The organism is uncultured Roseobacter sp. (assembly GCF_947499265.1).
In the GTDB taxonomy this organism is placed as follows: Bacteria; Pseudomonadota; Alphaproteobacteria; order Rhodobacterales; family Rhodobacteraceae; genus Roseobacter.
Map to the genome: position 1 here is coordinate 89,995 of NZ_CANMNK010000003.1, position 26,736 is coordinate 116,730.

The 26,736-nt window shown below is 59.6% G+C and carries 29 protein-coding genes and 1 tRNA gene; 9 read left to right on the plus strand and 21 right to left on the minus strand.

The window, feature by feature from the left end; genetic code table 11:
- Positions 1-4: 4 nt before the first annotated feature.
- Positions 5-706 carry an SDR family oxidoreductase gene (locus Q1A63_RS08560; protein ID WP_299631220.1) on the plus strand — a complete coding sequence of 234 codons (702 nt, stop codon included), beginning with the start codon at positions 5-7 and terminating at the stop codon, positions 704-706.
- 52 nt (positions 707-758) lie between these two features.
- Here Q1A63_RS08560 and Q1A63_RS08565 read toward each other — a convergent pair whose 3' ends face one another.
- The 10 genes from Q1A63_RS08565 to yajC are packed head-to-tail and all read right to left on the minus strand — an operon-like array spanning position 759 to position 7,635.
- Positions 759-1,304, minus strand: coding sequence for a DsbE family thiol:disulfide interchange protein (locus Q1A63_RS08565; RefSeq protein ID WP_298971368.1), 546 nt, complete (start codon positions 1,302-1,304; stop codon positions 759-761).
- Positions 1,297-1,452, minus strand: a complete 156-nt coding sequence (ccmD, locus tag Q1A63_RS08570) for a heme exporter protein CcmD (protein WP_298971619.1) — start codon at positions 1,450-1,452, stop codon at positions 1,297-1,299. Before ccmD ends, Q1A63_RS08565 begins: the two co-directional genes overlap by 8 nt.
- Entirely contained in the window at positions 1,452-2,219 is a 768-nt protein-coding gene (locus tag Q1A63_RS08575) for a heme ABC transporter permease (protein ID WP_298971367.1), read from the minus strand. The genes ccmD and Q1A63_RS08575 overlap by 1 nt, the downstream gene beginning before the upstream one ends.
- A 52-nt stretch (positions 2,220-2,271) precedes the next feature.
- Positions 2,272-2,928 carry a heme exporter protein CcmB gene (ccmB, locus tag Q1A63_RS08580; RefSeq protein WP_298971366.1) on the minus strand — a complete coding sequence of 219 codons (657 nt, stop codon included), beginning with the start codon at positions 2,926-2,928 and terminating at the stop codon, positions 2,272-2,274.
- Positions 2,925-3,542 carry a heme ABC exporter ATP-binding protein CcmA gene (ccmA, locus tag Q1A63_RS08585; protein WP_299631223.1) on the minus strand — a complete coding sequence of 206 codons (618 nt, stop codon included), beginning with the start codon at positions 3,540-3,542 and terminating at the stop codon, positions 2,925-2,927. The genes ccmB and ccmA overlap by 4 nt, the downstream gene beginning before the upstream one ends.
- 42 nt (positions 3,543-3,584) lie before the next feature.
- Complete coding sequence (locus Q1A63_RS08590) at positions 3,585-3,938, minus strand: Mth938-like domain-containing protein (protein ID WP_299631225.1); 354 nt, start codon at positions 3,936-3,938, stop codon at positions 3,585-3,587.
- An 8-nt stretch (positions 3,939-3,946) separates the two neighbouring features.
- A complete protein-coding gene (locus tag Q1A63_RS08595; protein ID WP_299408863.1) occupies positions 3,947-4,699 on the minus strand; it encodes a sulfite exporter TauE/SafE family protein in 753 nt (250 codons plus the stop codon).
- Positions 4,692-5,660 (minus strand): protein translocase subunit SecF, encoded by a 969-nt coding sequence (secF, locus tag Q1A63_RS08600; RefSeq protein WP_299408861.1) that lies wholly within the window; start codon positions 5,658-5,660, stop codon positions 4,692-4,694. Before secF ends, Q1A63_RS08595 begins: the two co-directional genes overlap by 8 nt.
- 1 nt (position 5,661) lies before the next feature.
- Entirely contained in the window at positions 5,662-7,323 is a 1,662-nt protein-coding gene (gene secD / locus Q1A63_RS08605) for a protein translocase subunit SecD (protein ID WP_299631228.1), read from the minus strand.
- 33 nt (positions 7,324-7,356) lie between these two features.
- Positions 7,357-7,635 carry a preprotein translocase subunit YajC gene (gene yajC / locus Q1A63_RS08610; RefSeq protein ID WP_298971333.1) on the minus strand — a complete coding sequence of 93 codons (279 nt, stop codon included), beginning with the start codon at positions 7,633-7,635 and terminating at the stop codon, positions 7,357-7,359.
- Between the two features lie 208 nt (positions 7,636-7,843).
- Between yajC and Q1A63_RS08615 the strand changes: the two genes are divergently transcribed.
- Positions 7,844-8,599 carry a trypsin-like peptidase domain-containing protein gene (locus Q1A63_RS08615; protein WP_299631230.1) on the plus strand — a complete coding sequence of 252 codons (756 nt, stop codon included), beginning with the start codon at positions 7,844-7,846 and terminating at the stop codon, positions 8,597-8,599.
- Between the two features lie 87 nt (positions 8,600-8,686).
- Positions 8,687-9,979: a serine--tRNA ligase gene (serS, locus tag Q1A63_RS08620; protein WP_298971331.1), complete on the plus strand. Its 1,293-nt coding sequence runs from the start codon at positions 8,687-8,689 to the stop codon at positions 9,977-9,979.
- Positions 9,980-10,045: 66 nt separating this feature from the next.
- On the opposite strand, the gene Q1A63_RS08625 is transcribed toward serS, so the two are convergent.
- The gene (locus Q1A63_RS08625) at positions 10,046-10,990 is read right to left on the minus strand and encodes an NAD(P)-dependent oxidoreductase (protein ID WP_298971329.1); all 945 of its coding nucleotides are present in this window, start codon (positions 10,988-10,990) and stop codon (positions 10,046-10,048) included.
- 114 nt (positions 10,991-11,104) lie between these two features.
- Between Q1A63_RS08625 and Q1A63_RS08630 the strand changes: the two genes are divergently transcribed.
- A complete protein-coding gene (locus Q1A63_RS08630) occupies positions 11,105-12,268 on the plus strand; it encodes a reductive dehalogenase domain-containing protein (RefSeq protein WP_298971328.1) in 1,164 nt (387 codons plus the stop codon).
- On the opposite strand, the gene Q1A63_RS08635 is transcribed toward Q1A63_RS08630, so the two are convergent.
- Together Q1A63_RS08635 and Q1A63_RS08640 are read right to left on the minus strand one after the other, a co-directional pair.
- Entirely contained in the window at positions 12,269-12,487 is a 219-nt protein-coding gene (locus Q1A63_RS08635) for a hypothetical protein (RefSeq protein ID WP_298971326.1), read from the minus strand.
- Positions 12,488-12,665: 178 nt separating this feature from the next.
- On the minus strand, positions 12,666-13,256 hold the full coding sequence (locus Q1A63_RS08640; protein WP_299631234.1) for a TetR/AcrR family transcriptional regulator: 591 nt from the start codon (positions 13,254-13,256) through the stop codon (positions 12,666-12,668).
- A gap of 95 nt (positions 13,257-13,351) precedes the next feature.
- On the opposite strand from Q1A63_RS08640, the gene Q1A63_RS08645 reads away from it, so the two are divergent.
- The 5 genes from Q1A63_RS08645 (at position 13,352) to Q1A63_RS08665 (ending at position 17,988) form a co-directional block, all read left to right on the plus strand.
- Entirely contained in the window at positions 13,352-13,636 is a 285-nt protein-coding gene (locus Q1A63_RS08645; RefSeq protein WP_299631236.1) for a hypothetical protein, read from the plus strand.
- Between the two features lie 84 nt (positions 13,637-13,720).
- A complete protein-coding gene (locus Q1A63_RS08650; protein WP_299631238.1) occupies positions 13,721-15,007 on the plus strand; it encodes a homoserine dehydrogenase in 1,287 nt (428 codons plus the stop codon).
- Positions 15,008-15,092: 85 nt separating this feature from the next.
- The gene (gene glpX / locus Q1A63_RS08655) at positions 15,093-16,061 is read left to right on the plus strand and encodes a class II fructose-bisphosphatase (RefSeq protein WP_299408833.1); all 969 of its coding nucleotides are present in this window, start codon (positions 15,093-15,095) and stop codon (positions 16,059-16,061) included.
- A gap of 21 nt (positions 16,062-16,082) precedes the next feature.
- The gene (gene recJ, locus Q1A63_RS08660) at positions 16,083-17,822 is read left to right on the plus strand and encodes a single-stranded-DNA-specific exonuclease RecJ (protein ID WP_298971317.1); all 1,740 of its coding nucleotides are present in this window, start codon (positions 16,083-16,085) and stop codon (positions 17,820-17,822) included.
- Positions 17,823-17,913: 91 nt separating this feature from the next.
- A tRNA-Glu gene (locus Q1A63_RS08665) sits at positions 17,914-17,988 on the plus strand.
- Positions 17,989-18,459: 471 nt separating this feature from the next.
- Here the strand turns inward: Q1A63_RS08665 and Q1A63_RS08670 are convergent.
- The 8 genes from Q1A63_RS08670 to Q1A63_RS08705 form a co-directional block, all read right to left on the minus strand.
- A complete protein-coding gene (locus Q1A63_RS08670; RefSeq protein WP_298971315.1) occupies positions 18,460-19,095 on the minus strand; it encodes a response regulator in 636 nt (211 codons plus the stop codon).
- Complete coding sequence (locus Q1A63_RS08675) at positions 19,079-21,424, minus strand: cache domain-containing protein (RefSeq protein WP_299631241.1); 2,346 nt, start codon at positions 21,422-21,424, stop codon at positions 19,079-19,081. The genes Q1A63_RS08670 and Q1A63_RS08675 overlap by 17 nt, the downstream gene beginning before the upstream one ends.
- A 149-nt stretch (positions 21,425-21,573) precedes the next feature.
- A complete protein-coding gene (locus Q1A63_RS08680) occupies positions 21,574-22,032 on the minus strand; it encodes a GAF domain-containing protein (RefSeq protein ID WP_298971309.1) in 459 nt (152 codons plus the stop codon).
- A 287-nt stretch (positions 22,033-22,319) separates the two neighbouring features.
- The gene (locus Q1A63_RS08685; protein ID WP_298971306.1) at positions 22,320-23,360 is read right to left on the minus strand and encodes a diguanylate cyclase; all 1,041 of its coding nucleotides are present in this window, start codon (positions 23,358-23,360) and stop codon (positions 22,320-22,322) included.
- Complete coding sequence (locus tag Q1A63_RS08690) at positions 23,357-23,944, minus strand: heme NO-binding domain-containing protein (RefSeq protein ID WP_298971303.1); 588 nt, start codon at positions 23,942-23,944, stop codon at positions 23,357-23,359. The genes Q1A63_RS08685 and Q1A63_RS08690 overlap by 4 nt, the downstream gene beginning before the upstream one ends.
- 97 nt (positions 23,945-24,041) lie before the next feature.
- The gene (locus tag Q1A63_RS08695; RefSeq protein WP_298971301.1) at positions 24,042-25,604 is read right to left on the minus strand and encodes a trimethylamine methyltransferase family protein; all 1,563 of its coding nucleotides are present in this window, start codon (positions 25,602-25,604) and stop codon (positions 24,042-24,044) included.
- A 124-nt stretch (positions 25,605-25,728) separates the two neighbouring features.
- Complete coding sequence (locus tag Q1A63_RS08700) at positions 25,729-26,427, minus strand: HAD family hydrolase (RefSeq protein WP_298971299.1); 699 nt, start codon at positions 26,425-26,427, stop codon at positions 25,729-25,731.
- Positions 26,424-26,708 (minus strand): DUF3572 domain-containing protein, encoded by a 285-nt coding sequence (locus Q1A63_RS08705; protein WP_298971618.1) that lies wholly within the window; start codon positions 26,706-26,708, stop codon positions 26,424-26,426. Before Q1A63_RS08705 ends, Q1A63_RS08700 begins: the two co-directional genes overlap by 4 nt.
- Positions 26,709-26,736: the final 28 nt, after the last annotated feature.

The window sequence follows — 26,736 nt, forward strand, 5'->3', positions numbered from 1 at the left end:
ACAGATGCGCGTGGCACTGATCACCGGTGCCGCGCGGGGTCTTGGACGCGCGATGGCCCATGATCTGGCGGCGGATCACGACGTCGCGATCACATATAACACCACCGAACCCGGGCCGCTTCTGATGGAGCGGCCCGACATCTTTGCGATCCAGGCGGATCTGTCCGATCCACAGAACGCCAAAGATGTGATCGACCAGACGGTGGCGCAGTTTGGCCGGTTGGACGTGCTGGTGAATAATGCCGGAGCGGTGGTGCCTAACGCCTACGATGCCGAGGCATTTGACGATACAAAGCTGATTTTCGACGTGAATGTGGTGGCACCCATGGCCCTGCTGTCGGCAGCCTTACCACATTTGCAGCCCGGTGCGTCGGTGATCAATATCTCCTCGACCAATGCGGTTTTGCCTGCCAAAGGCGCCTCCGCCTATTCCGCCAGCAAGGCGGCGCTGAATACTTGGACCCGCGCGATGGCCAAGGAACTGGGTCCGCGGGGCATTCGCGTTAATGCCGTTGCGCCGGGGGCGACCGAGCGCCCGAAAAGTCCACGACCGGACGACCTGATCAAAGTGTTTGTCGACATGACCGCGCTTGGACGGGTGGGCACGCCTGAGGACATCGCCGCCGCCGTTCGGTTTCTGGCCTCAGACGCGGCGGGGTTCATCACGGGTGAGATCCTCAACGTGAACGGCGGCTACAGGCTGTGACGATCTGCAGGATTTTATGCCTGCGGCGCGGATATTTTTTAGCCAGAAGAAATCAGGACCCTTCGCCCATGGCTTTTTCCAATGCGGGCAGGAACCGCTGCTCGTAGTCGCTGCCGACCAGGGGGCCGGCGAAGCGGAACAGCACCACGCCTTCCGCATCCAGAATGAAGGTTTCGGGCGGGGCGGTTACACCCCAGTCGATGGCCGTACGCCCCTGCGGATCATAGGCCACGGCGGCAAAAGGATTGCCGTCGTCATGAAGGTATGAGGTCGCGGGGCCTTCGGTGTCCTTGAAATTGACCCCGATGATGGGCATGCCCGCCGCCGCCATTTCCAGCAGGTTGGGGTGCTCCGCGCGACAGGGCGGGCACCAGCTGGCCCAGAAATTCACCAGGGTCACTTCGCCTGTCGCCATGGCTTCGGCTGTGACGGGTGGGTAGTCCCCGAGGGCCACCGGGGTGATGGCCGGTGCGCTTTGCCCGATCATGGTGGAAGGCAATCGGCTGGGGTCATCGCGGAACATGCCGATGCCCGCGAGTGCCACGAACCCGGCGAAGATCAGCGGCGGTGCGATCATCAGCGGGGAGACTTTAGCCATTTTTCTTGCTCCTTGTCTCAACGGCCTCAAGGGCCGCACGGGCCGCGCGGCCTTTGCGCAGGGTGATGATCACCAGCAGCATAATCAGCAGGATCGACACCCCATAGGCCGAGAGAACGGCATCGGCGTATTTTCCCAGATCAGGCATCATGTGCGGGCCTCCCGCGCTTGCAGCGCACGCGCCCGGCGCAGGCGGATTTCAGTGCCCGTACGGTAGAGCACAAGGGCGAGAAACAGGAAAACAAAACCCGCGATGCAGACCAGCAACGGGATGTAAAAGACATCTGCGACGTTTTCTTCCTTGTCGAGGCTCAGGGACGCGCCCTGATGCAGCCCCTGGTTCCAGAAGTTCACCGCGTAGCGCGACAGCACCGCGAAGACGGAGCCGACAAGGCAGAGCACAGAAGTCAGATCCGCAGCCGTATCCGGGTCCTCAATGGCCTCCCAAAGGGCGATGTAGCCGAGGTAGAAGAGGAACAGGATCAGAAAGGAGGTCAGGCGCGGATCCCAGGCCCACCAGGTGCCCCACATCGGCTGCCCCCAGACGGCGCCGGTGAAAAGCGCAATCAGCGTCATCACCACCCCCACCGGGGCGGCGGCCTTGGCCGCAAGGGCGGAGACGTGATGGCGCCGAACGATCCAGATCAGCGAGGCCACCAGCATCATGAACCACGCATTGATCGCCATCAGGGCGGAGGGTACGTGCAAATAGATTATTTTGACGGTGGAGCCCTGGCGGAAGTCGTCCGGCGTGAAGAAAAACCCCCAGATCAGCCCGACAATGAGCGAGACTGCGGCCAACCCCCAAAACGCCGGAAGAATACGCTCGCTGAGCCCGAGAAATTTCACCGGGTTGGCGTAGCTCCAGAACCCGGACGGGCGTTTCGGCGTGGGCGTGTCTTCGGTCAATGACATGGCAATGATCTAAGCCTTCCTGCGCTTTGGCTCAATGGGCAAATGGTCCTCTTCACCGCAAGTTCACCCGCAAGGCCGCAGCGGAGGCAAAGGGCATGATGGCGATGACTCCGGCGGTGATGCCCGCTAGCATCAGGAGCGAGGTTGTGGTGTCCATCCCGGTGGCCCCCCGGCGCGCGGCCTCTGCGCCGAAAATCAGGGTCGGCACGTAGAGCGGCAGGACCAGCAGCGACATTAGTAGACCCCCGCGCTTGACGCCCACCGTCAGGGCCGCGCCAAAGGTACCGATGACCGAAAGCGCGGGCGTACCCAGAAGCAGCGAAAGTACCAGCCATGTGTATCCGGGTGTGGGCAAGTTGAGCAGGATGCCCAGCACCGGAGCGGCCAGAACCAGCGGCAGACCTGTGGTGATCCAATGGGCCAGCGCCTTGATGCTGAGTGCTGCTTCGAGCGGCAACGGCGAGGTGGCGAGCAGATCGAGCGTGCCGTCTTCCCAGTCCAGCGCCAGCAGCCTGTCCAGCGACAGCAGGCACGCCAGCAAGGCGCCCAGCCAGAGGATGCCCGGGGCGATGCGCGACAAAAGCTCGGAATTCGGGCCGACGCCGAAAGGTACCAGCACTGTAACGATCAGGAAAAATGCAAGCCCCAGCCCAAAGCCGCCCCCTGCGCGGAAGGCCAGCATCAGATCGCGGGTGAGCAGCGCCCTCACAGGAAAGCCTCGTCGCTGGCGCCTGCCCTGAGATCCAGCGCCGCACGGTAGGGGGTGACGTCCAACATGTCGGCCTCAAGATGCAGGTCGATATGTGTGGCGATCAGAGCCGCGCCACCTGCGTGAAGATGTCCCTGCACCGCTTTTGCAAACTGCGCGACCGCATCGACATCGAGCGAGACGGTTGGCTCATCCATCACCCAGATCGGTCGCCCCGTCACCAACATCCGCGCCAGCCCCAGGCGGCGTTTTTGCCCAGCTGAAAGCGTTCCGGCGAGCCGATCCTTCAGACCTTCCAGCGAAAAGGCGGCGATTGCCGGGGCGATGTCCCGCTGCCCAAAAACATCCGCCCAGAACGTCAGGTTTTCGGTGACGCTGAGCATGGATTTCAGCCCGTCGGAGTGACCGGAATAGGCGATTTGCTCCTCCGCCCCGTCGATCTGACCTGACAGTGGTGGCTGTAGACCCGCCAAGGTCCGCAACAGGGTTGTCTTGCCTGCCCCATTAGGCCCGCGCAGGATCAACGCCTGACCGGGCGCGAGGGAAAAGGACAGCCCTTCAAGGATCGGCACACCGCCACGGGCCACGCAAAGATCACGGATCGTCAAAGTCATGGGCCCAGCGTTAACCGATTGAGGCGGCGTGCAAAAGCCCGATCAGACCGGGATCAGCGCCAGAGCGATGCGGCGGCCTTCGCTCAGCAACACGTTGTAGGTACGACAGGCGGCGGGCGAGGCCATGACCTCCACCCCCACGCCCGCGTCTTCCAGGGTCTCACGCAGGTCATCCGGTAGATGCGCGATCTCGGCACCAGTGCCGACAAAGAGTACATCGATCTGGTCTTTCAGAACCAGCAGCGCATCGCGGTCTTCGTAGCCTTTCCAGGCGGTGGTCCCTTGCGGCCCCGCGATGACAGGGCCGTGAAATACCTCGCCGCCAATGCGAAAGAACCCGGTCCCGTAGCCTTCGACAGGTTTGGCATGGGTAAAAGAGATTTCATTCAGGCGCATGGTCCCTCCTAATTCCAGATTGGCAGACCCAGAATAGCCGAAGCCGCGATGACGAGGTAGGCCACGCGGCGAAAAACCACTTCGGCATGCGGATTGAAGAGGCGCGCGCCCACCATATTGGCCAGAACATTGGGGAGCCCGGCCAGCAGCCCCAGCAAGGCGATCTTCCAAACGAACAGGTCTAATACGAAGAAAACCGCGATCATCACCGCATCAATGGCGAGCAAATACAGCAGAAAATTGGCGCGGATCACGGCAATGGGCAAACGGCTGGACATGTAGAGCATGATCACTGGCGGCCCGGGCACCCCGGCAAAACCGCCCATGAAACCTCCCAGCCCACCTGTGGCAACCGTCAATTTCGGGGTGAGCACCCCTTTGTAGCGCCACCCGGTCATCAACAGGATCAGCAGGATTGTGACAGAGATCGAGACCACCCAGCCAAAGAAATCGGTGTCCATGATGGACAGGCAAAGAATGCCGATGGGAACGGTCAGCGTGGCCCCCAGCATCAGGCGCCCGACATCGCGCGGGGCGCCCTCTCGCCAGGCGGCGGGCAAGTTTGGCAAAGGTCCCAGCAGTTCGGCCATCATCATGAAGGTCACCGCCGCCACCGGTGACAACACGGACGACGCCACGGGCATGATGATCATGCCACTGCCAAAACCGGCAAAGCCCCGCACCAGCCCGGCGGCCAGCACCCCGATTGTCAGCCAGATCAGCCCACTTGTATCGACAACGCCCGTGAGCGCCTCAGGCATCTATGTTGGCGTATTGATTGCCGGAGTTTGCATCTGGTTTTGACCAATCGCGTTTGACCCCGAGATAGAGCAAGGCCGCCGAGGCCACAAAGATCGAGCTATAGGTCCCCACGATCACACCCCAGATCATCGCGAAAACGAACCCGCGGATCACGTCGCCCCCGAGCACAAAGAGCGCGATCAGCGCCAGAAGCGTGGTCACGGAGGTCATGAAGGTTCGGCTCAAAGTCTCGTTGATCGAGATATTCAGCACCTCGTTCAGCGGGCGTTTCTTGTATTTGCGCAGGTTTTCCCGCACCCGGTCAAACACCACCACGGTGTCGTTAAGCGAGTAGCCCACGATGGTCAGCAGCGCGGCGATGATCGCCAGATCGAAGCGGATCTGAAGTTCCGAAAACACCCCGATGGTCAGGATCACGTCATGCACCAAGGCCAGAACGGCCCCCAGCGCAAACTGCCATTCAAACCGCAGCCAGATGTAGATCAGCACGGCCCCGATGGCGAGGATCACCGCGATGGCCGCGGTCTGGATCAACTCGCCCGATACTTTGGGGCCAACGGATTCCACCGAGACGAACTTGATGTCCGGTCGCACAGTTTTGAGCGCCTGTTCTACCGCCGAGATGACTTCCGTGGTCACAGCTTCCTGCCCATCCTGTGCCTGAATGCGGATCATAGCGACATTCTGATCCGCCTCGAAGGTCGGATCGAAGACCTCGGTGATCGACACATCGCCCAGCTCCAGCACCGCGATGGCATCGCGATAAACGCCGATTTCAACCGGCAGCGGGCTTTCTGTCCGGATCGTGGTGCCGCCCCGGAAATCGATGCCGAAATTCAACCCCTGAATCATGAAGGAGGCAAAGGCCACCACCATCATCAGGGCGGATATGCCCAGCCACATCTTCCAGCGTTTGAAGAAATCGAAGTTCGTGTTCTGTTTGACCAGTCGCAGACGCATGTCAGACCTCGATTGTTTTGGGGCGGCGGCGCTCGAACCACATCACAATGATAAGACGTGTCACGAAGATCGCGGTGAAGACCGATGTCAGGATGCCCAACCCCAGCGTGATGGCAAAGCCGCGCACCGGGCCGGAGCCCATGGCAAAGAGGATCACGGCGGTGATGAAGGTGGTGATATTGGCGTCCAGAATGGCGCTGAGCGCTTTTTCATAGCCCAATTCGATGGCGCGCGCGGGGCCTTTGGAGGTTTTCAACTCCTCGCGGATACGCTCGAAGATCAGCACATTGGCGTCCACCGCCATACCCACCGTCAGCACGATCCCGGCGATCCCCGGCAAGGTGAGCGTGGCGCCCACAAGGCTGAGCAGACCGAAAATCAGGCCGATGTTGATGATCAGGGCGATGTTAGCAAAAAGCCCAAAGAGGCCGTAACTCAGCCCCATGAAGACCAGCACGGCGACAAAGGCGACAATGGTTGCAACCTTGCCTGCATCGATGCTGTCCTGACCCAATTCCGGGCCGATGGTGCGCTCTTCAAGGAAATCAAGGCCCGCGGGCAACGCCCCTGCCCGCAGCAAAACGGCGAGATTGGTAGATTCCTCTACGGAAAACCGCCCGGTGATGATGCCGGATCCGCCGGGAATGTGGCTCTGGATCGTGGGCGCGCTGACCACTTCGTCATCCAAGACGATGGCAAAGGGCGAGCCGATGTTTTCTGCGGTATAGTCGCCAAATTTCCGCGCGCCCGCCGTGTTGAAGCGGAAATTCACCGCGGGGCGACCGTTCTGATCGAAGGCGGGCTGCGCATCCACCAGTTCCTCGCCGGTGACCACAGGGGCGGCCTCAATGGTGTAAAAGACGCCGGGTTCGTCCAGCGAGGGTACGATCTTGTTGCCGATCCCCGCCGCCGCGCTGGCATCCGTGCCGCGCGTGACAACCGGGTTGAACGTCAACTGCGCCGTCGTGCCGATGATTTCCTTCAACTCGCCCGCCGAGCCGATGCCCGGCACCTGGATCAGGATGCGGTCCGAGCCTTGCCGCTGGATCGTCGGCTCGCGGGTACCGACCTCATCGATCCGCCGGCGGATGATCTCCAGGCTTTGCTGCACGGTACGTTCGTCCGTGGCGAGTTTTTCAGCCTCAGAAAGCGTGACAATGATCAAATCATCTGCGGCGCGCACTTCGATGTCATTGGCGCCGACACCGGTGAGGGTCTGCACCGGGCGGGCCAATCCGCGCACAATTTCCAGTGCGCGCGGCATGCCCTCGGGCTGACTGATGCGCACCCGCACCTCATCCTCGGCGGAGGGTTGCAGGCGAATGGTGCCCACGGTCGTGCGCTCGGGGCGCAGCGCATCGCGAATTTCGGGCCATGCCGCCTGCATCCGCGCGGCATAAACGTCCTCGACGCGCACTTCGGCCAGCAGATGCGCACCGCCGCGCAGGTCAAGACCGAGGTTGACCAGACCCGAAGGCATCCATTCCGGCCAGAGACCAAGATCGGCTTCGACCTCTGCCGTGCCGCCGCTCAACTCAATGGCGGCCAGGGCGTCGTTGTGCTTTTCAACATTGGTGTAAAAGGCGTTCGGAAGGGCCAGCCAGAGGCCAACCGCGCAGGTCAGCCAAATCGCGATCCGTTTCCAAAGATCAATCTGCAGCATAAAAACGCCTTTTCAACGCGTTAAAGGGCGCTTTTATTTCGCCGGTTCGGTCTTGGAAATCACCGTCGCGATGGTGGATTGAATGACCCGGACTTTGACGCCGTCCGCGATTTCCAGCTCCAGCTCACCATCGTCTTTGACCTTGGCAACCTTGCCGACGATACCGCCCTGCGTGACCACCTGATCGCCGCGGCGCAATGCAGAAACCATCGCCTGGTGCTCTTTCACCTTTTTTTGCTGTGGGCGGATCAGCAAAAAATACATGATCGCAAAGATCAGAATGAGGGGCACAAATTGCGCAAACGCTTCCATGAAATGGTCCTTCCGGGTAGGCCGCGCCGGGTTAGGTTGTTTGGCGCGAATTTTGGCGGAACCTATGGTCTGAGGGGCCGCTTTGCAAGGGACGCCGTGCACGAAATCCATTTGGCCACGCTCGTGCTATGCGGTGCTGCGGGCGGCCTCTTGGCGCGCGTTGCGATTCAGTGCATCCTTACCGGCATCAGCTTGTTTTGGAGGGCGCATGCAGCGACTGGCAGCGATCATTCTGGCGATGCTCTTGGGCATATCACCGGCCGTTTTAGCCCCAATGCAGGGCCAGGCGGATCCAATGCCCGCCCTCGGCCCCGAAGACCGCAACGCCTGGATGACCGTGGGGCTGGTGAATGCCGCCGGCTATCGTGGCAAGGCCTCCTGCACCGGGACCCTGATCGCGCCCGATCTGGTGCTGACCGCGGCGCATTGCGCCAGCACGATCGCCGGGACCGGAAAAAAACGGCATTTCGTGGCCGGGTGGGACCGTGGCAGCTTCGTTGCGCATCGGCTGTCGTCCGAAATCCATGTGCATCCCGGATATATCAGCACAACGGGCAATGAGCGGTTCAAATACGACATTGCGGTTTTGCAATTGGAAACCCCCATTGATGCAGCCAAGGTGCCCCCCCTGCCGCTCAGCGATGCAGCCCCCCTGCGCCTCGGTGAACTGGCCGTTCTGGGCTATCACCGCAAACGTCCGAATGTGATCAATGGGCGCTTTGACTGCGTGACGCAACCGCAGTCCTCCCCCGCTATGGTGCTGCTTGATTGCGAGGTGATCTCGGGCAATTCCGGCGGCCCCGTGCTGGCGCAAACCGGCAATGACTGGACCGTGGTTGCAGTCGTTGCGGGCCGCACCGGTGGGAACACGCCGCAAGCCTTGGCGGTGCCGGTGGGCGATTGGGTCATGTCCCACTGGCGCGATGCGATGAACAGAGCCGAGGCGCGACGTTCCGAAGGCTAAACAGCGCCCGTAAATCTCACGGTTACGTGTCGCGAAAAGATCGGTCATAAGCTTCCCTCAAGACGACTCAGATCCAAGGACAAAACCATGCATGATATTCGTGCCATTCGTGAAAACCCGCAGGCTTTTGATGCCGCCGTGGCGCGGCGTGGGGATGCCCCAGTGTCATCCGAGATCCTAGCGCTGGACGAAGCCCGGCGCGCCAAGATCAGTGCCGCCGAAACCGCACAGGCGGAACAGAATAAGGCATCAAAAGCGGTCGGCGCGGCGAAGGCATCCGGTGATGAAGCCGAGTTTGAGCGGCTGCGCGCCCTTGTGGGCGAAAAGAAGGCCGAGGTTGCCGCGATGCAGGCTGAAGCCAAGGAGCTGGACACGCAGCTGACCGACAAGCTGGCGTGGATCGCCAACCTGCCCGCCGATGACGTGCCAGCGGGCGCGGATGAAAATGACAACGTCGAGGTGAACCGCTGGGGCGATCTGCCCGATTTTGATTTTGCGCCCAAGGAGCATTACGAGATTGGCGGCGTCGCGGCGTCGATGGATTTCGAGACGGCGGCAAAAACATCCGGTGCGCGGTTTGTTATGCTCAAAGGGGCAGTCGCGCGCATCCATCGAGCGCTGGCGCAGTTCATGGTCGATACGCATGTGGATGAAAACGGGCTGACGGAAGTGAATTGCCCGGTGCTGGTGCGCGATGAGGCGATGTACGGGACCGACAAGCTGCCGAAATTCGCCGAAGACAGCTATAAAACCACAGACGGGGCCTGGCTGATCTCCACCTCCGAAATCACCCTGACCTATTCCGTGGCAGGGGATGTACTGGAGGCATCGGACCTGCCGCGCCGGATGACGGCCCATACCTTATGTTTCCGCTCTGAGGCCGGCAGCGCGGGCCGCGACACTGCCGGTATGCTGCGACAGCATCAATTCGAGAAGGTGGAGATGGTCTCGGTCACCCTGCCCGATCAGTCGGATGCGGAACAAAAACGCATGCTGCGTTGCGCCGAGGATATTCTGGAGCGGCTGGGCATTCCCTATCGCACGGTCATTCTATGCACCGGCGATATGGGCTTTGGCGCGCGGCGCACCTTTGACATCGAAGCCTGGTTGCCCGGTCAGAATGCCTATCGCGAGATTTCGTCGGTCTCGACCACGGGTGATTTTCAGGCGCGCCGCATGAATGCGCGGTTCAAGCCAGAGGGAGGCGGTAAACCGCAGTTTGTGCATACGCTGAACGGCTCCGGCCTCGCCGTTGGGCGCTGCCTGATCGCGGTGCTGGAGAACGGCCAGCAAGCGGATGGCTCGGTGATACTGCCGGGAGTTCTGGATCCCTATCTCGGCGGGAAAACCACGCTCACTGCCGATGGCATGCTGGTCTGAGGGATGGCACCGGGGCGCTGCCCCGGACCCCGGGATATTTTTTGCCAGAAGAAGGGCTGAGACGCGTTACCGGTTTGGGATGACTTCGTATCCGGGCGCTTCGGGTTCGGTATCGATCAATTCCTGCGGAAAGCCGGGGGCGCGGATGCTGAGCCCGGTGGCCTCTTCCAATCGCTCGATCATCCGGTCGGACTGCGCCCGATCGCCGTAGCGGTTTTGCCCGTCCGCCATCATCTCGATCACCAGCGGCGAGATTTCGAGCGGTACCTTGTGTTGATCGGCGATCTTCTGAAAGAGACCAATGTCCTTTTGCACAAGATCCATCGTGAAGTTCACATCCCGCGATCCCGACAGGATGAGCTGGCTTTCGGTTTCATGCACAAACGACGTGCCCGAGGACATGGCGATGGCCTCATAGGTCATGCCAAGATCCATGCCGGCCGCCTTCATCACGGTGAGCGCCTCGCAGAGCGTCAACAGGTTTGCCGTCGCCAGATAATTCGTCATCACCTTGAGCAGGCTGGCATTCCCCATTTCGCCCACATGCAGAATGCGGCGGCCCATTGAGGTCAAAATCGGCAGCACGCGGTCGAAGGTGTCACGGTCACACCCCGCATAGATGGAAATATTGCCGGTATCGGCCCGGTGACAGCCGCCGGACACCGGGCAATCCACTGCTGCTCCGCCCCGCGCTGCGACCAGGGCGCCAAGGCGCTTGACCTCTGCGGCGTCGGTTGTCGACATCTCCATCCAGACCTTGCCCGGACCGACATGAGGCAGCATGTCGTCCAGCACCGCAGCCGAGGCCGCCGGCGACGGCAAGCAGGTGATCACCACATCGCAGGCTTGCATCATCTGCGCCGGGCTCTGACCATCCCGTGCACTTTGCGCCACCTTCTCAGCCACAAATTCCGCATTGAGATCATGCACCTCGACGTCAATCTTATTCCGGATCAACGCGCCAGACAGCTTGCCGCCGACATTGCCCAAACCGATAAACCCAACCTTCATGGCTGCCTCCGTTTCCTGTTGTTTTGGTGCAAACTGGCACAGGTGGCGACCGGGTCGCGCCTGTTTGCGACCTTTGCGATTGACCAAATCGCCCGCCTGCGTAGGCTATGATCCATGCACGACGCCGCGCCCGAAAATGATACCGACGCCCGCGCCGGGATCGACGTGACCGATGATTTCGAGCGCTTCGCGCAGCGCAACGATATTTTCACGCGGGCGTTCTGGGACCCGACCGTGCGGACCAAGCAGACGGACGCCTTTTTTGCGTCTTACCGGATGGAGGCAGCACCGCGCCGTGGCGATGGATTTGGACAACGCGATTTTGCCTTGCGCAACGCGTCCTGGCTGATTTCTGACGTGATGACTGACCGCTTTGCCCAGGATGGTCGCCGCGAAGGGTTTCAGGCTCCGATCAGCGCGGACACACCCGTCGCGCCGATCCGGCTCGACGTGAGTGATCCCACAGAGATGTCCCGTGAAATCAGAAAGGTGTCGCGGTTTTTTAAAGCAGATCTTTGCGGCATCACCAGCGTCGATGCGCGGTGGCATTATACCGCGCGCATTGATGTGCGGGATATGTCGGACGCCCCGAATGATCTGCCGGAAGGCATCACATCGGTCATTGTTCTGGGCCATGAGATGGATGCGGAGCTGGTGGACACTTATCCTGCCGCAACGGCGGGAGCGGCCACCGGACGCGCCTATAGTCAGGAAGCCGCAATCGTGATGCAGGTCGCCGCCTACATCCGCAATCTGGGCTATGAGGCTGTGCCGTCGATGAATGACACCGCGCTGGTGATCCCCTATGCGCTCAAGGCGGGACTGGGCGAATACGCGCGCAATCAGATGGTGATCACGCCCGAATTCGGCCCCAGATTGCGATTTTCGAAGATTTTCACATCGCTGCCGCTGGCCCATGACGTGCCGGAACCTTTGGGCGTGAGGGCCTTTTGCGACATTTGCACAAAGTGCGCGGAGGCCTGCCCGGTCAAAGCCCTGCCCTTTGGGGCCCCCGAGGTCGGCGGCGCAAATGTCTCTGCGCTGAAGGGCGTGCGGAAGTGGACGTCTGATGCAGAGAAGTGTTTCGGGTTCTGGGCAAAGCTGGCGTCCGACTGCGCGATTTGCATGCGGGTCTGCCCGTTCAACCGTGATTTCCGCAAATGGTATCACCGGTTATGGCTGAGACTTGCGTTGTCCCCCTTGCGGCGCGCCGCGCTTTGGCTGGATGCAAAACGCGGCGCTCGTAAAAAACCCAGCGTGTGGTGGGAAAACGGGTGATCATTGCGGCGAATAGGACCGCCGTACATTGCCGTGCCAGTCTTCACCGGGAATATCTCCTGTGTGCAAAAAAGTGCCGGAGACCGGTTCGGATGGCGTTGTTTCAGCGAGCATCAATCCGATGAGCACACCTGCGCCGATCATCAGCAGCGTCTTTGCCGTGCCGCGCAGGCGCGATGGGAGTACATTGCGATCTTGAATAGTGGCTTCAAAAGCCATGGGAGGATCCTTTCAAGTGTTTACCCGAAAGTGGGATACCCCTGTATATAGCCACCTCTAAAATATTCTTAAAACGAATATATTTTATACCTCACATCACGAATTATGATCTCATCGCAAAGCGACCTGCAGTGCGCCAGTGTTTGTGCACACACGGGGCCCACTATCCCGGGACGTGTCACCCCTCGGCAGAAACCGCCTTGCGCACCATCTGCCAATATTGCGCCTCCACATCCTCCAGCGACAGCCGCCCCCCGGCCCGGAACCAGGTATTGACCCCGGTCAGCATCGCAATCAGCGCCAGGGTCGCGATCTTGGTATCCGGCACATCAAAGGACCCGGAGGCCACGCCCGCCCGCAGAATATCTTCGAGGCGATCCTCATATTGACGGCGCAGCGCTTCGATCACGGCGAAATTCTCAGGCGTCAGATTGCGCAATTCCATATAGGCGATGAAAACCGCATCCGGCCGGTCATGGTGAAATCGGATGTGAAACTGTACGAAGTCATGCAGGCGGGCCTCGGCTGTCACCGCCGAGTTATCCGCGTAGGCGGCCAGCAGCCCATCCATGTGGCTTTTCATCAGATCAAACAGCAGGCTCTGCTTGTCCGGCGTGTAGTTGTAGAGCGCGCCAACCTGCACCCCAACCTCGCCCGCGATCTGGCGCATCGACACGGCCGCAAACCCCTGTTGCGCAAAGAGCTTCAGGGCCGCCTCGCGGACCCGCGGGCCGGTAATGTCTGAATGTGATCCTGCTGTGCGCGCCATGGCGCATGATTAACTGAACGCATGTTCAAAACAAACCCTTCTTGCGCCAGAAAGATGCATGAGGCACAACATCACCACCAATCGGAGCCTGCAGTATGCGCGTCCTTGCCCTTCTGATCTTGCCACTCAGCCTTGTGGGCTGCGTCCAATTTCCTGAAATCGATGACGCCACCGGTCAGGTGGCCGAGCAGGCGGATTATCCCGATCTCGTGCCGCTGGAGCCCGTGCTGGGCGCGCTTCCTACCACAACTGGCGACAGCGACGAGACACAAGCACAGATGGAGGCGCGCGTGAGCGGTCTGAAGGCACGCGCAAATGCCCTGCGCGGGCCGGTTCTGAGCGATGGAGATCGCGCCAGACTGGAAGAAGACCTGCAGTAGCGCCAAGCGCGTTGCACGCAGGCGCCGAACCGGCTAAACGGCGCAAAAGAACACCCCTGCCCTTAAATCAAAGGATTTCCCGTTATGTCTGCGCCTCTTCGTCTCGGAATCGCTGGTCTGGGCACAGTCGGCATTGGCGTGCTGCGGATCATTCGCCAACACAGCGAGATGCTGGCGGCACGCACCGGTCGGGAAATCACCCTTTCTGCCGTCTCCGCTCGTGACAAATCCAAAGATCGCGGCGTGCCGCTGGATCGCTACGACTGGGAAGATGACCCCGTCGCGCTGGCCCGGCGTGACGATATCGACGTCTTTGTCGAACTGATCGGCGGGCACGACGGACCCGCGCGTCAGGCTGTTGAGGCGGCATTGGCTGCTGGCAAGGATGTGGTCACCGCAAACAAGGCCCTGCTGGCCATTCACGGCCAGTCGCTGGCGGAAGCAGCGGAGAATGCTGGCAGGGCCCTACGCTATGAAGCGGCGGTTGCAGGCGGCATCCCGGTGATCAAATCGCTGATGGAGGGGCTTGCGGGCAACGACGTGACCCGCGTCATGGGGGTGATGAACGGCTCGTGCAACTACATCCTGACCCGTATGGAAACCGCCGGCCTCAGCTACGCCGAGGTCTTTGCCGAGGCGGATGGTTTGGGCTATCTCGAAGCCGACCCGCAACTGGATGTGGGCGGGATCGACGCGGCCCACAAGCTTGCCATTCTGTCATCGCTGGCCTTTGGCACCCGGGTGGATTTTGACGGGATCGCGCTGGAAGGCATCGACCGGGTCAGCATCGACGACATCCGCGCCGCCGCGGACATGGGCTACAAGATCAAGCTGCTGGGGGTCGCACAGATGACCGGTCGTGGGCTGGAGCAACGCATGCAGCCCTGCCTCGTGCCCGACACTTCTCCGCTGGGACAGCTGGATGGCGGCACCAACATGGTGGTGCTGGAGGGCGACGCGGTGGGTCAGATTGTCCTGCGCGGCCCCGGCGCCGGTGAGGGCCCGACCGCCAGCGCGGTCATGGCGGACGTCTGCGACATCGCAAAAGGCGCGCGCGGCCCGGTCTTTGGTGTCCCGGCGGCGCAACTCAAAACCTCAACACCCGCGCGCGCGCAGATGCCCGCCCCCTATTACCTGCGCATGTCGCTGGAGGACAAACCCGGCGCATTGGCCAAGATTGCATCGGTGCTAGGAGAAGCCGGCGTTTCCATCGATAGGATGCGTCAATACGGCCATGACGACACCAAAGCCCCGGTGCTGATCGTCACGCATAAGACCACGCCCGATGCGCTCAACACCGCCTTGGCGGAGATGAGCAGCACCGGCGTTTTGTCAGGCACGCCTGTTGCCCTGCGCATCGAGGCGGTTTGACCCTTGGCCCAAGCCAACAGTTGTTAACGCAACGCCACAGCGATACACCTACCCTCATATTTAGTGCCCAAAGAAGGACAGTTTCATGCCAGCCAATGCCGAATTCCAAGATCGTATGCTTTCCCTGGGCCTCGCCCGTGTGTCAGAGGCGGCAGCTTTGGCCTCGGCGCGGCTGGTCGGGCACGGCGATGAAAAAGCAGCGGATCAGGCCGCGGTCAACGCCATGCGCGAACAGCTCAACATGCTCGACATCGCGGGCGTTGTGGTGATCGGCGAAGGTGAGCGGGACGAAGCGCCCATGCTCTACATCGGCGAGGAAGTGGGCACCGGCAACGGCCCCGGTGTGGACATCGCACTCGACCCGCTCGAAGGCACCACGCTGACGGCCAAGGACATGCCCAACGCGCTGACGGTGATTGCCATGGGGCCGCGCGGCTCCATGCTGCACGCGCCGGATGTCTATATGGACAAGCTGGCGATCGGACCGGGCTATGCCGCGGATGTGGTGACGCTGGACATGACACCGGGGGACCGGGTCGCTGCGCTGGCCAAGGCCAAAGGATGCAGCCCCGCAGATATCACCGTGTGCATTCTGGAACGCCCCCGTCACGAAGAGATGATCGCCGAAGTCCGCGCCACAGGCGCTTCGATCCGCCTGATCACCGATGGCGACGTCGCGGGCGTGATGCATTGCGCGGAGCCCAACACCGGCATCGACATGTATATGGGCGCGGGCGGCGCGCCTGAGGGTGTTCTGGCCGCTGCAGCGCTCAAATGCATGGGCGGTCAGATGTATGGTCGTCTGCTTTTCCGCAACGATGACGAGCGGGGACGCGCCAGCAAGGCGGGCATCACCGATTTTGACCGCATCTACGGTCGCGACGAAATGGTCACCGAAGACGTGATTTTTGCCGCGACCGGCGTGACCGATGGCAACATCCTGCCGTCGGTGAAACGCGAACCCGGCTGGATGACAACCGAGACGCTTATCATGCGCTCCAAAACCGGCTCCGTGCGCCGCATCAACTACCGCACGCCGGTGGATCCCAAGTAACGGCGCCCGGCGGGGTTTGGGGTGAGCTTCCTCAGCGTCGAAAGCAGCCTGACCGGGCGGCGCTGGGTTGGCCCGCCCATCGAGGTGGAGCGCGCCGCCGAAGCAATTGCCCAGCATTCCGGCCTGCCAGCTGCGGTGGCGCAGATTCTTGCCCGTCGTCAGGTGCCCCCCCTCGAAGCGGAGGGGTTCCTATCCCCGTCCTTACGGGAGCTGCTGCCGGACCCACAGGCATTGAAAGACATGGAAAAAGCCGCCGCGCGGCTGCTGAGCGGCCTGAAAAAACGCGAACGGATCGCCATTTTTGCCGATTATGACGTGGATGGCGGCTCATCTGCCGCCCTTTTGCTGATCTGGCTGCGCCACATGGGGCATGGGGCGACGCTCTACGTGCCCGACCGGATTGATGAAGGCTATGGCCCCAACGAGGAGGCCATGGCGCAATTGGCCGCCGATCATGATTTGATCATCTGTGTGGATTGCGGAACCCTGTCGCACGGCCCGATTGCGGCGGCAAAGGGTGCCGATGTACTGGTGCTGGACCACCACCTGGGCGCTGAAACCCTGCCCGACGCGCTGGCGGTCGTGAACCCGAACCGGCAGGATGAAACCGGCGATCTCGCGCATCTTTGCGCGGCGGGCGTGGTGTTTTTGCTACTCGTTGAACTGGGGCGACAGCTGCGCGGCGCCGAAACATCCGGCCCGGATCTGATGGGGATGCTCGACCTCGTGGCCTTGGCTACCGTTGCCGATGTAGCCCCGCTGATTGGCGTCAACCGCGCATTTGTGCGCCAGGGTTTGCGGGTGATGGCGCGCCGCGAACGCCCCGGTCTGGCGGCCCTCGCCGATGTGGCACGGATGGACACGGCACCGACCGCCTATCACCTGGGTTTCCTGCTCGGGCCGCGGGTCAATGCCGGTGGGCGGATCGGGGCTGCGGACCTCGGCGCGCGGCTTTTGGCCACCGAAGACCCGCATGAGGCCGCGGCCCTGGCCGAACGGCTGGACGTATTGAACACCGAGCGCCGCGAGATTGAAGCCAGCGTGCGCGCGGCGGCCCTTGATCAGGCGGAGACACGCGGGCTGGACAGCGCGCTGGTCTGGGCTGCCGGACCGCGCTGGCATCCGGGCGTGGTGGGGATTGTGGCCTCGCGACTGAAAGATGCCTCTGGGCGTCCCAGCATCGTGATCGGCCTCGAAGACGGTATTGGCAAAGGATCCGGGCGCTCGATCTCGGGCGTCGATCTGGGCCAGCCCATTCAACGGCTGGCGGCAGAAGGCCTGTTGCTCAAGGGCGGGGGGCATAAGATGGCTGCAGGTCTGACGGTGGCGGAGGACAAGCTGGAGGCTGCGATGGCCCGCCTAACGGAACTGCTCGAAAAGCAGGGCGCCCACCTGGCAGGCGCCGCGGATCTGAAACTGGACGGGCTGTTGATGCCCGCAGCTGCCACCGTGGAGCTGACGGAGATGGTTGAGCAGGCCGGGCCCTTCGGCGCCAGCGCCCCCGCCCCGCGCTATGTTTTTGCAGATATGGCCATTCGGTTTGCCAAAAGAGTGGGCGAAAGCCATCTCAAGCTTTCTTTTGGTGATGCCGGTGGCACAACCATGGAGGCGATCTGCTTTGGCGCTTTTGACGGTCCTCTGGGGCCTGCGCTGGAAAACCAAGGTGGCAAGCATTTTCACCTGGCGGGACGTTTGGACATCAACACCTGGCGCGGACGCAAAAGCGTGCAATTGCGCCTGGAGGACGCCGCCCCCTCCTGAAAGCGCACTGCGTTAAAGTTTATTGGCTTTGGGCAAAATTTCCGCTTGCGCGCCGCGCACGGATTGCCTAATCAACCGCTCACAAGCACGTGGCCCGTTCGTCTATCGGTTAGGACGCCAGGTTTTCAACCTGGAAAGAGGGGTTCGATTCCCCTACGGGCTACCACTTTTCCATCTACCTATGCTTCCTGTCGCCAACCACGATCCGCTAAGAAGGGGTTTTCGGGAAAAGCCGGTTTGTTTTCAGGGAAATCAAACAAGACCCTTGCCGGGCGAAGGATGCATTTCAGCGCATATGACGCTTGCTGTACGCAGCGCCTGCCCTGTGCGCGTCAAGATGGAGCCTATGGCTCGGCAGTCATGTCATGAAGATAAGGAAGACGCGCCGCAATCTGACAGTGCTTTACAGACCACGACGCGCCTTCGATTCATACTCGCAAAATTGCTGATATAAATTTGGATGCGAAAACATCCTGAGATTCTCGTTAAATACTGGACCTCAGTCACTCGGTATAAAAAAGCGCCTAAACTGCGCAGAACAGCCAACACCCACACTGTGCTCAGAGTGTGAACTATGGCGAAAAGATGGTAAATTCGTGTGGTTACCTAGGTAAAATTACCTATGCCGAAAATTAGATTAAGATTTTTCAAATAGATGCGTTGTGATCGAAAGATCGACAAGCTCCGCAACGGAATTCACCCGCATCTTTTCCAGGATACGTGCGCGGTGATGATCAACCGTTCTGGGGCTGATATCGAGTTGCCGCGCCACGTCTTTGCTGGAAGAACTGGAGGGGTTTGACACCAGCAATTCGGCAATCTCGCGCTCACGCTCCGTCAGGTTTTCAAAACGCCGCCGCGCATCCCGAGCGCGGTTTCGCCCCTGACGCGCCTGCGCATCAAGTTTCAATGCCGCGTCAATCTGCTTGATCAACACTTCTTGCCGGAAGGGCTTTTCCAGAAAATCGACCGCGCCAAGCTTCATGGCCTGAACCGATTCAGGTACCCCGCCATGCCCGGTGATGAAAATGATCGGCAACGAGGCACCACGGGCGACCAAGGCCCTCTGAAGGTCCAGGCCGGACATTTCCGGCATTCCATAGTCAAGGATCAGGCACCCCGATAACTCCGGATCATAGGCATCCAGAAATTCATGTGCCGAGCCAAAGGTACGCGTGACATAGCCGCGTGTCTTCAGGGCGCGAGACAAGGAGGTGCGGATGTCCTCATCATCATCGACAACAAAAACTGTTTGCTCAGACTCTGACTGCATCTTGTCTTTCGTTCAGCGATTTTGGCGTCAGAGCCGGAAGAGAGAAAATGAAGCGCGCGCGCCCCTGCGCATCGGGCTGATACCACAGCTTGCCACCATGCGAGTCAACGATGGTGCGGCAGATCGATAGGCCCAACCCCATCCCGTCTTCCTTGGTTGTTTCAAACTGTTCAAACAAATTCGCACCTTCATCGAAACCCGGACCGGAATCCGTAATTGAAATCAAAACACCGAAGTCCGTCGTTTCAGCCTTCAATTCGACCGTTCGGACAGTATCGTCGCTCTCTGCAATGGCCTCTATCGCATTTCGCAAAAGGTTGACCAGCACTTGCGCAATCTGAACGCGTGACCCGTAAACGGGCTCCAACTCCCGCGCCGAGATGTCGATCTTGATCCCGTTATCCTTGGCCTCAGAACGCACCAGATGCAGGGTTTGTTCCAAAAGCTCTTCAAAATCGAATTCCGCCTTTTCGATCCCGTCTTTTTTGACGAAGCCACGCAAGGCCTTGATGATATCGCCCGCGCGATGTGCCTGGCGATCAGTCTCCTGCAAGATGGTCTTCAACTCGTCAGTTTTGCCGGCATTTTCCTCAAGCGCGAATAGAGCGGTATCCATGTTTTGCGTGATAGCCAGAAGCGGCTGGTTCAGCTCATGTGCCAGACTGGTGGCCATCTGTCCCATGACATTGACGCGCGAGGAATGTGACAAATCCCAGCTCAATTGCTGAATTTTCAGGTCCGCAGCCTTACGCGCCGTGATATCATCCACGGTGACGACAGCGTGCAAGGGCGTACCGCTATCGTCACGAATGACAATGACATTCTCGCTGACCCAGATGATGCCGCCATCTTTGCGCAGCAGCCGCTTTTCATGCAGGTAGCCGGATCGCTCGTGCCCACCGTCTTCAAAGAAAAACGCAGACACGGGATCGTCGGGGTGCGAAATATCATGCGCTGTGAGGTCCAGAATCTCGGTCTCGCTATATCCGAGCATGCTGGCAAACTTTGAATTCACCCGGATGAATTTGCCCGTCCCCGCTTGAATTTGCGCCATGCCACGGGAGGCGAGATCAAAAGTCCGACCGAATTCCGCTTCTGACATCTTCCGCTCGGCAATGGCGCGCACAAGGGTTTCGTTTGCGCGCTCCAACTCCCGGTAGGTTTTGGGCAGCGGTTCGGTTGAGGAGACTTCACCCTGCGAAACAAGCGAGGCACGGACAGCGAAGGCCCGAACAGGCTTGTGAATGTAGTTGGCGAGCACCAGGCCAAAAACACCGGTCATCAAAGCGATAAAGGCCGCGATCCAGACATTTTGGGTTCTGTTGGCCTTGATTTCGCCGGTAAAATCGCTTTCTGGCGCATACACAGCGATTGTCCAGGGCAGCGCCTCGCTGATCGCCGGCATGACGGTCGACACAAATGTTGACCCGTTATAGTCGAAACGCGACGAGATTTCAGCGTCTACCGAGATCACCTCGTTTGCCGCCAGACCACCGAAGGCTGCACGCGCGACCGGATCACCGATTTCTCCGATATTCACAAAGCTAAAGGTGTTATCCGCATTCCTTTTTCGGATCAGATCCTGATCGGGGTGCGCGATAACATCCCCATTCTCGTTCAGAATCAGGGCTTTACCGCTTTCACCGATGTTCAATCGGGACAAAAACTCTGAGATCGCTTGAATACCGATATCGACGCCGACAACGCCCTTGATCTCTCCTAATTCGTCGAAAACAGGGGAGGCTGCGGTGATGCCCGGCTGCTGCGAGGTAAAAAATATGTAAGGGTCCGTCCAGATGCTTTGTTTCTTCGCGCGCGCGTCGATGTACCAAAGGCGGGTGCGCGGGTCATATGTGTCCGTCGGGTCATCCCGTTCTTCGACAACCGCATAGCTGTTTTCGCGCCAGATCAGATTTGTGCTGCGGGTCCCACCGTCATAAGAGATGAATTTCGAACGAAACGGCCCCGGCCCACCGCTGCGCATGACGTAGACAAAATTTCCCTGTTCATCGCCGTAGAACACGCCGGAAAACTGCGGGGAAATCTGGAGTTGTTGGAACAGAAGCTTTTCAAGTTGCGCGCGGTCATCGCTGGAAATGACCTGGTTTTCGGCCAAACGCGTCGCCAGTTCGGCAGCCCCTTTTGCGGGGGTCAGGAAACCCTTGGAATGCTCGATCGTATTGGTGCCGACGTCGCTCAAAAGATCCCGCGCGTGATCGAGCAAGACGCGTTCCGATGTCAGAAACGACGAGAAAACCACCACGGTAACCGCCAAGAATTGCAGGCCAGCGAGGCACAAGGCCAAGATCATTCCGAGTGAAAGTTTCATGGTCGGAGTGCTCTTGCTGGAATGGCAGACGTGGCGGCGCGGGTTACGATCAATCGCTGCGCCTCACAACGTTGCCGCTTGGGCGCATTGCGATAGCGAATGCGCATCATGGCGCACACCGTTTCAAATCGAGCTTTCACTGTACCTCATCAATTTCGCTCCAGCTCTTTCGATGGTTCCGGCGGCGTCGTGACACGACGAAGCATCTGTCGGGCGGTGTTTCGCAGTTGCTCAATGTCATCATCTTCCCAACGTCGCCTCTTTGTATCGACGGTACAGAGAACTCCCTGAAAGCCGCCTTGCTCACAATAAATTGGTGTGCCCGCAAAGGCACGAATGCGATGGCCAGACAAAATGTCCTGTCGGCGGATCAAAGGATGGGCGTAGATGTCGTCAATGAAAAGCACTTTTTGCAAAACAGCAACGTGATCGGCCAAGTGCCGCGCTTGAAGCACCTCCGCCTGATCATGGTCGCGGTACTCTCGAAGGTCCGCGATCAGCATATCACCCGTCTCGCGGTGTTGCCAGAAAACGTAGGTTGCCAACGTCTTCATGGCGGCAGTGATACGGAGCGCATCTTGCCGATTCAGGGAGGAAAATTCTGTCATTCACCAGCGCCCACTGAGAAAAGGTTCTTTGCGAGCACCTTGTTCAAACATTCCAGAAACCTGGAAAACCAAAATAACTGACCACATACAGTTCTCGTTACAAGCCTTCTTACTGGCCCGCCACCGATTGGGATTGTGCGATACTTTGTGAAAGGGTGAAATAAGCACAATTACCTAGGTAAAATTACTTAATTTCTTTTGGACAAGCTCAAGCTGAAGGCATGCCAATTTGGTCGGGCGAGTTTATTTGTGCCCGGAATTGCGCGTGAGTGTCATTGTGATCTGGCCTAAGCCCGCCGGGCAATTTCCTGAGTGCTCTCTGACACCTCAGAACCGGCATCAACCGACCGAAGACTACCAACATAGAACGTGTGACGGCTGCGCCCTCTATTTTTCGATTCGTACAGGGCAATATCCGCGTCCGCCAATAATTGGTCGGCGTCCGGCACCTCGTATTGACACGAGAGCGCCGTCCCGGCACTCGCGGAAATCTCACACAATTCCCCGGCATAGAGAATGGGTTCGCGCAGCTTCGAGATGATCCGCATCGCGATTTTGTCGATTTTGCTGGTATCCTCAAAGTCACGCAGCAAAATTACGAATTCATCGCCGCCAACCCGCGCGACGGTATCGCTGCGCCGCGCCTCTTTGAGCATAATCGATGAAACTTCCTGAAGAACATGGTCCCCCGCGGCATGGCCCATGGTGTCATTGACCGCCTTGAAGAAGTCCAGATCGATGTGCATCAGCGCAAAGTGCTCACCGCTTTCGATCAGTTCTGTCAGAACCTGATCCATCCCGCGGCGGTTCTTCAACCCGGTGAGCGTATCGGTGAGTGCCTGTTCCTCGGCAGCAATGCGCGCGCCTTGCAAGCGTTGATTGAGCTGGCGCGACGCCTCCATCGCGGCGGATTTCGCCTCAACCAGATACAACATTTCTATGGTCAGATCGGTTGGTGCAAAATCAGCGGCGGTCAGCTTGTAGTCCTGCACGGCCTCCACAACAGAAATGCCAAAAGAGAGGTTGATCACCATCTGACCAACCTCCGGTCCTTCCATCAAAACGCCTTTCAACTCCCGGTGCGGAGGATCACGAAACTGCAAGTGCAGCTTCGTCCCGGCCTTTTCGAGGAGCGCGTCAATGGATTTGATTTCTTGCGGTCTCTTGATCTCAAAGATATCGAGAAAAGATTTCCCCACAAGGGAGTGATCTGGAAACAGTTTCTGTGTCGTTGGCCCTGCAGAGCTGATGTCCCCATGACGGTTCAGAATGACGTGCATCGGGCACATGACATTCAGCATCTTGTAATACTTGGTTCCACCGCTCATTGGACACCCGCCCCCAAATCGAACCCGCGGCCTTCGGCAAAATCTGCTTCCAGCAGTGCAATCGCGACGGTCTCCGTCCCATCCTCGACCCCCTGATGTTCCAGGAACACCAGCGCGCCGTAGTCATCCGCCATTGCGCGCAAAACACCTGTAAACAGATGCCCGCATCCCGGCACCTTTCCCTCACAGGCCAAGCTATATTGCTGCGTGTTATGTTCTCGAAGTTCGATCCGGGGCAATTCCAGATCTGCAACTGCCAGCCGCGCGCGATCCGGCAGATCATCCAGTGAATGCAGGAAATCGACAAAATCCACACCGCCAAAACGTAACAATCGCCGCAAAGATTCCAGATTGGGGTGCGACACCAGATAGGTGCCAATGTCTTCCATCAACTCATCATATGGCCGGTCGAGTACATCGCTTACCGCCGCAAGCACGCGCGGCGTCAAGACGTCATCATAGATCCACATGGCTTCGAATTCGGTGAACCCGAGGTTCGCCCGTTTCGCAGACGCATTCCAAGCTGCCGCACCGTATCTATCGACGACAAAGCTCTGAATTGCTCGATTGATCAAACCATGCATGATTACCTACTCCAACACGAGTAGGACCATGCGACAGACCTGTTAAGAAAGGCCCAATACATTCAATTGTAACGATTAAATTTGGTCGAATCTGCGGTTAGAAGTCCGTCGGCGCCCCACCTTCGGACTTCCTGCGTGCCACGAAATCCGCCAGTTCTTCGCGGATGGCTTCGTCCATCTTCGGCGCTTCGAAACTGCCGATGATTTCCTTATACATCAAGTGCGCGCGCTCCGGTGTCCAGACGGCGCCCGCAACCTCCCAGCCTTCATAATTTTTCCAATCGCTCAGGAACGGCTGGTAAAAGGCCGTGGTGTAGCGATCCTGGGTGTGTTGAATGCCAAAGAAATGCCCGGCATTGCCGACGGATTTAATCGCATCCAACGCAATTTCATCAGGGCCTGTCGCAATCACGCTTGGGTCCATATATCTTTGAATTTGCTGTAGTATTTCGCAATCCATGATGAATTTCTCGGGGCTTGCAATCAACCCGCCCTCAAGCCAGCCCGCCGCGTGATAGACCATGTTGGTACCCGATTGCACGGCTGCCCAGAGGCTGTTGGAGGTCTCCCACATCGCCTGCCCGTCGGGCACGTTGGCAGCGCAGACGCCGCTGGACCGCATCGGCAACCCGTAAAAGCGGCACAGTTGGCCCGTCATTTGCGTCGCCCGCATGTATTCGGGAGTGCCAAACGCAGGTGCGCCGGACTTCATGTCGACATTGGACGTGAACGTGCCGATCGCCACCGGACAACCCGGGTTGACGATCTGCGCCAATACCACAGCGCAAAGCGCCTCGGCCAGCGATTGCGCCACTGCACCTGCCATGGTGACCGGCGCCATCGCACCCGCAAGCGTAAAGGGTGTCACAACCAACCCCTGTCCACGCCGCGCCATGCGCATCCAGCCGTCGAGCATGGGAATGTCGTGTTTGAGCGGTGAGGTGGAGTTAATATTCGTGTACATTCTGGGGCTTGCGTCGAATTCCTCATGTGAAAGCCCCTGTGAAATGCGCACCATTTCCATCACGTCTTCGACGCGCTCCTTGCCCAGCGAATAGGCGTGCATGACCTTATCCGTGAGCGTCAGTTTGTCGTAGAGCACATCGAGGTGCCGGACCGACGCGTGCAGGTCCACAGGCTCCACCGGGTACCCGCCAGCAAAGTGGATGCAGTTGAAATACTGCGTCAGTTTCAGCAGGTTCCGACACATCTCCCGCGTGCCCGGCACCTTGGTGCCTCGCTCCATATCCCAATAATTGGGCGGCGATGACACATTCCCGAACAAGAGATTCTTGCCCCCAACCGTCAGCTTTCGATCCGGGTTGCGCGGGGTCAACGTGAATTCAGACGGCGCATGCGCGATCCATTCCATTACGAATTCCCGGCCCATCCGCACGTTTTCGCCAGACACGGTGCACCCGGCCTTGCGCAGGATCTCCAGCGCCTCATGGTTCAGAAATTCGACACCGATTTCTTCCAGAATGCGCATCGCCCCGTCATGGATCGCCGCGACCCCTTCAGGCGACAGCGGCTCGGTCGGTTGATCGATGTTGACAGGCGGATTCCATGGCATCTGCTCGATGACTGCCGTGCCACGCCGCGTGGCAGCGCCCGCGCGTCCGCCCCCCCGTGTCCTGCGCTTGCTCTTCACATCGGCCATCGATCTGCCCTTTCTGCACATCCCATCGTCTATAAAGGGCAGAGCAAAAAGGGGGTGGCCGTCTCATTCGCGACGCAATCAGTCGTTTTTACACGTCAGGCCCCGGGGAACATACGCGCGCGTTTCAGGTGTCTTGTGCTGCAATCCAGCCCGGCAAGTGACCAATGTTTTCAAAGACCGCGTCCGCAAGTGGTTCCAGAACATCCCGCTCCGCGAGACCGGTCAGCACGCCGACACAGCGCATACCGGCCGCGCGTCCGGCAATCAGGTCATGGTTGCTGTCGCCCACCATCACAATTGTCTCAGGGGCTGTGCCAATGACACGGGCGAAGGCCAGCAGTTGACCGGTGTCGGGCTTGGCCCCGTGCCCACTGTCGAAACCGGCAATAAAGTCAAATTTATCAAGAACCTGCGCTGAGGAGAGATGCGCGCGTGCCGGGGCCTCGGCATCGTTGGTGGCCACGCCCAGACGTAACCCCCGGTGCTGCAAATCTGAGAGGAATGGGATCAACGGCACCGCCTCGGCCTGCGGCGCATTCGCGGCTTCGGAGTTCAACAGATCGATGGTTGCTTCAAAGGAATATCCCGGAAGATGGGGCATCAGGGCGCTGGCCACATCCCCAGGCGTTCCCGCGATGGCCACGCTGTCCTTGGCAAACCGGCGCGCATGGTAGTCGAAACCGATCTGCGCCCCGAGATGAGCAGCCCCAGCACGGTCTTTGGCAAGGCGCTCCAGGAAACTCGCAGCCCAGGCTTCCCAGGTCGTGGCAAAGTCGAAAAGCGTGCCGTCCTTGTCGAAAAGAACCCCTTTGATCATGCTCATGTCCAATTCACCTGTTCGCCGCCGGGCAGTGCCTGTCGCGCCTGAAAAACCGTGTCATATCCCGCGCCAATCGTATCGCAGGCCTGCACAACCCAGGCGTCATCCATGAGGATAAAATCGAGCACGGACCCCAGAAAGACCGGGTCCGACGCCCCTGCCCGTAGATCCGTCTCCGATGCGCCCGTCGCACCCAGAAAAACGGGTAACAGCTCTTTGTTTCCCGCCAGCCAGCCCAATATCTTGAGCGCCAGCACCTCGGCGGATTCCCGCGTGATCATGATTGCCTGCCTGCAATTTGCCTTAAATTCG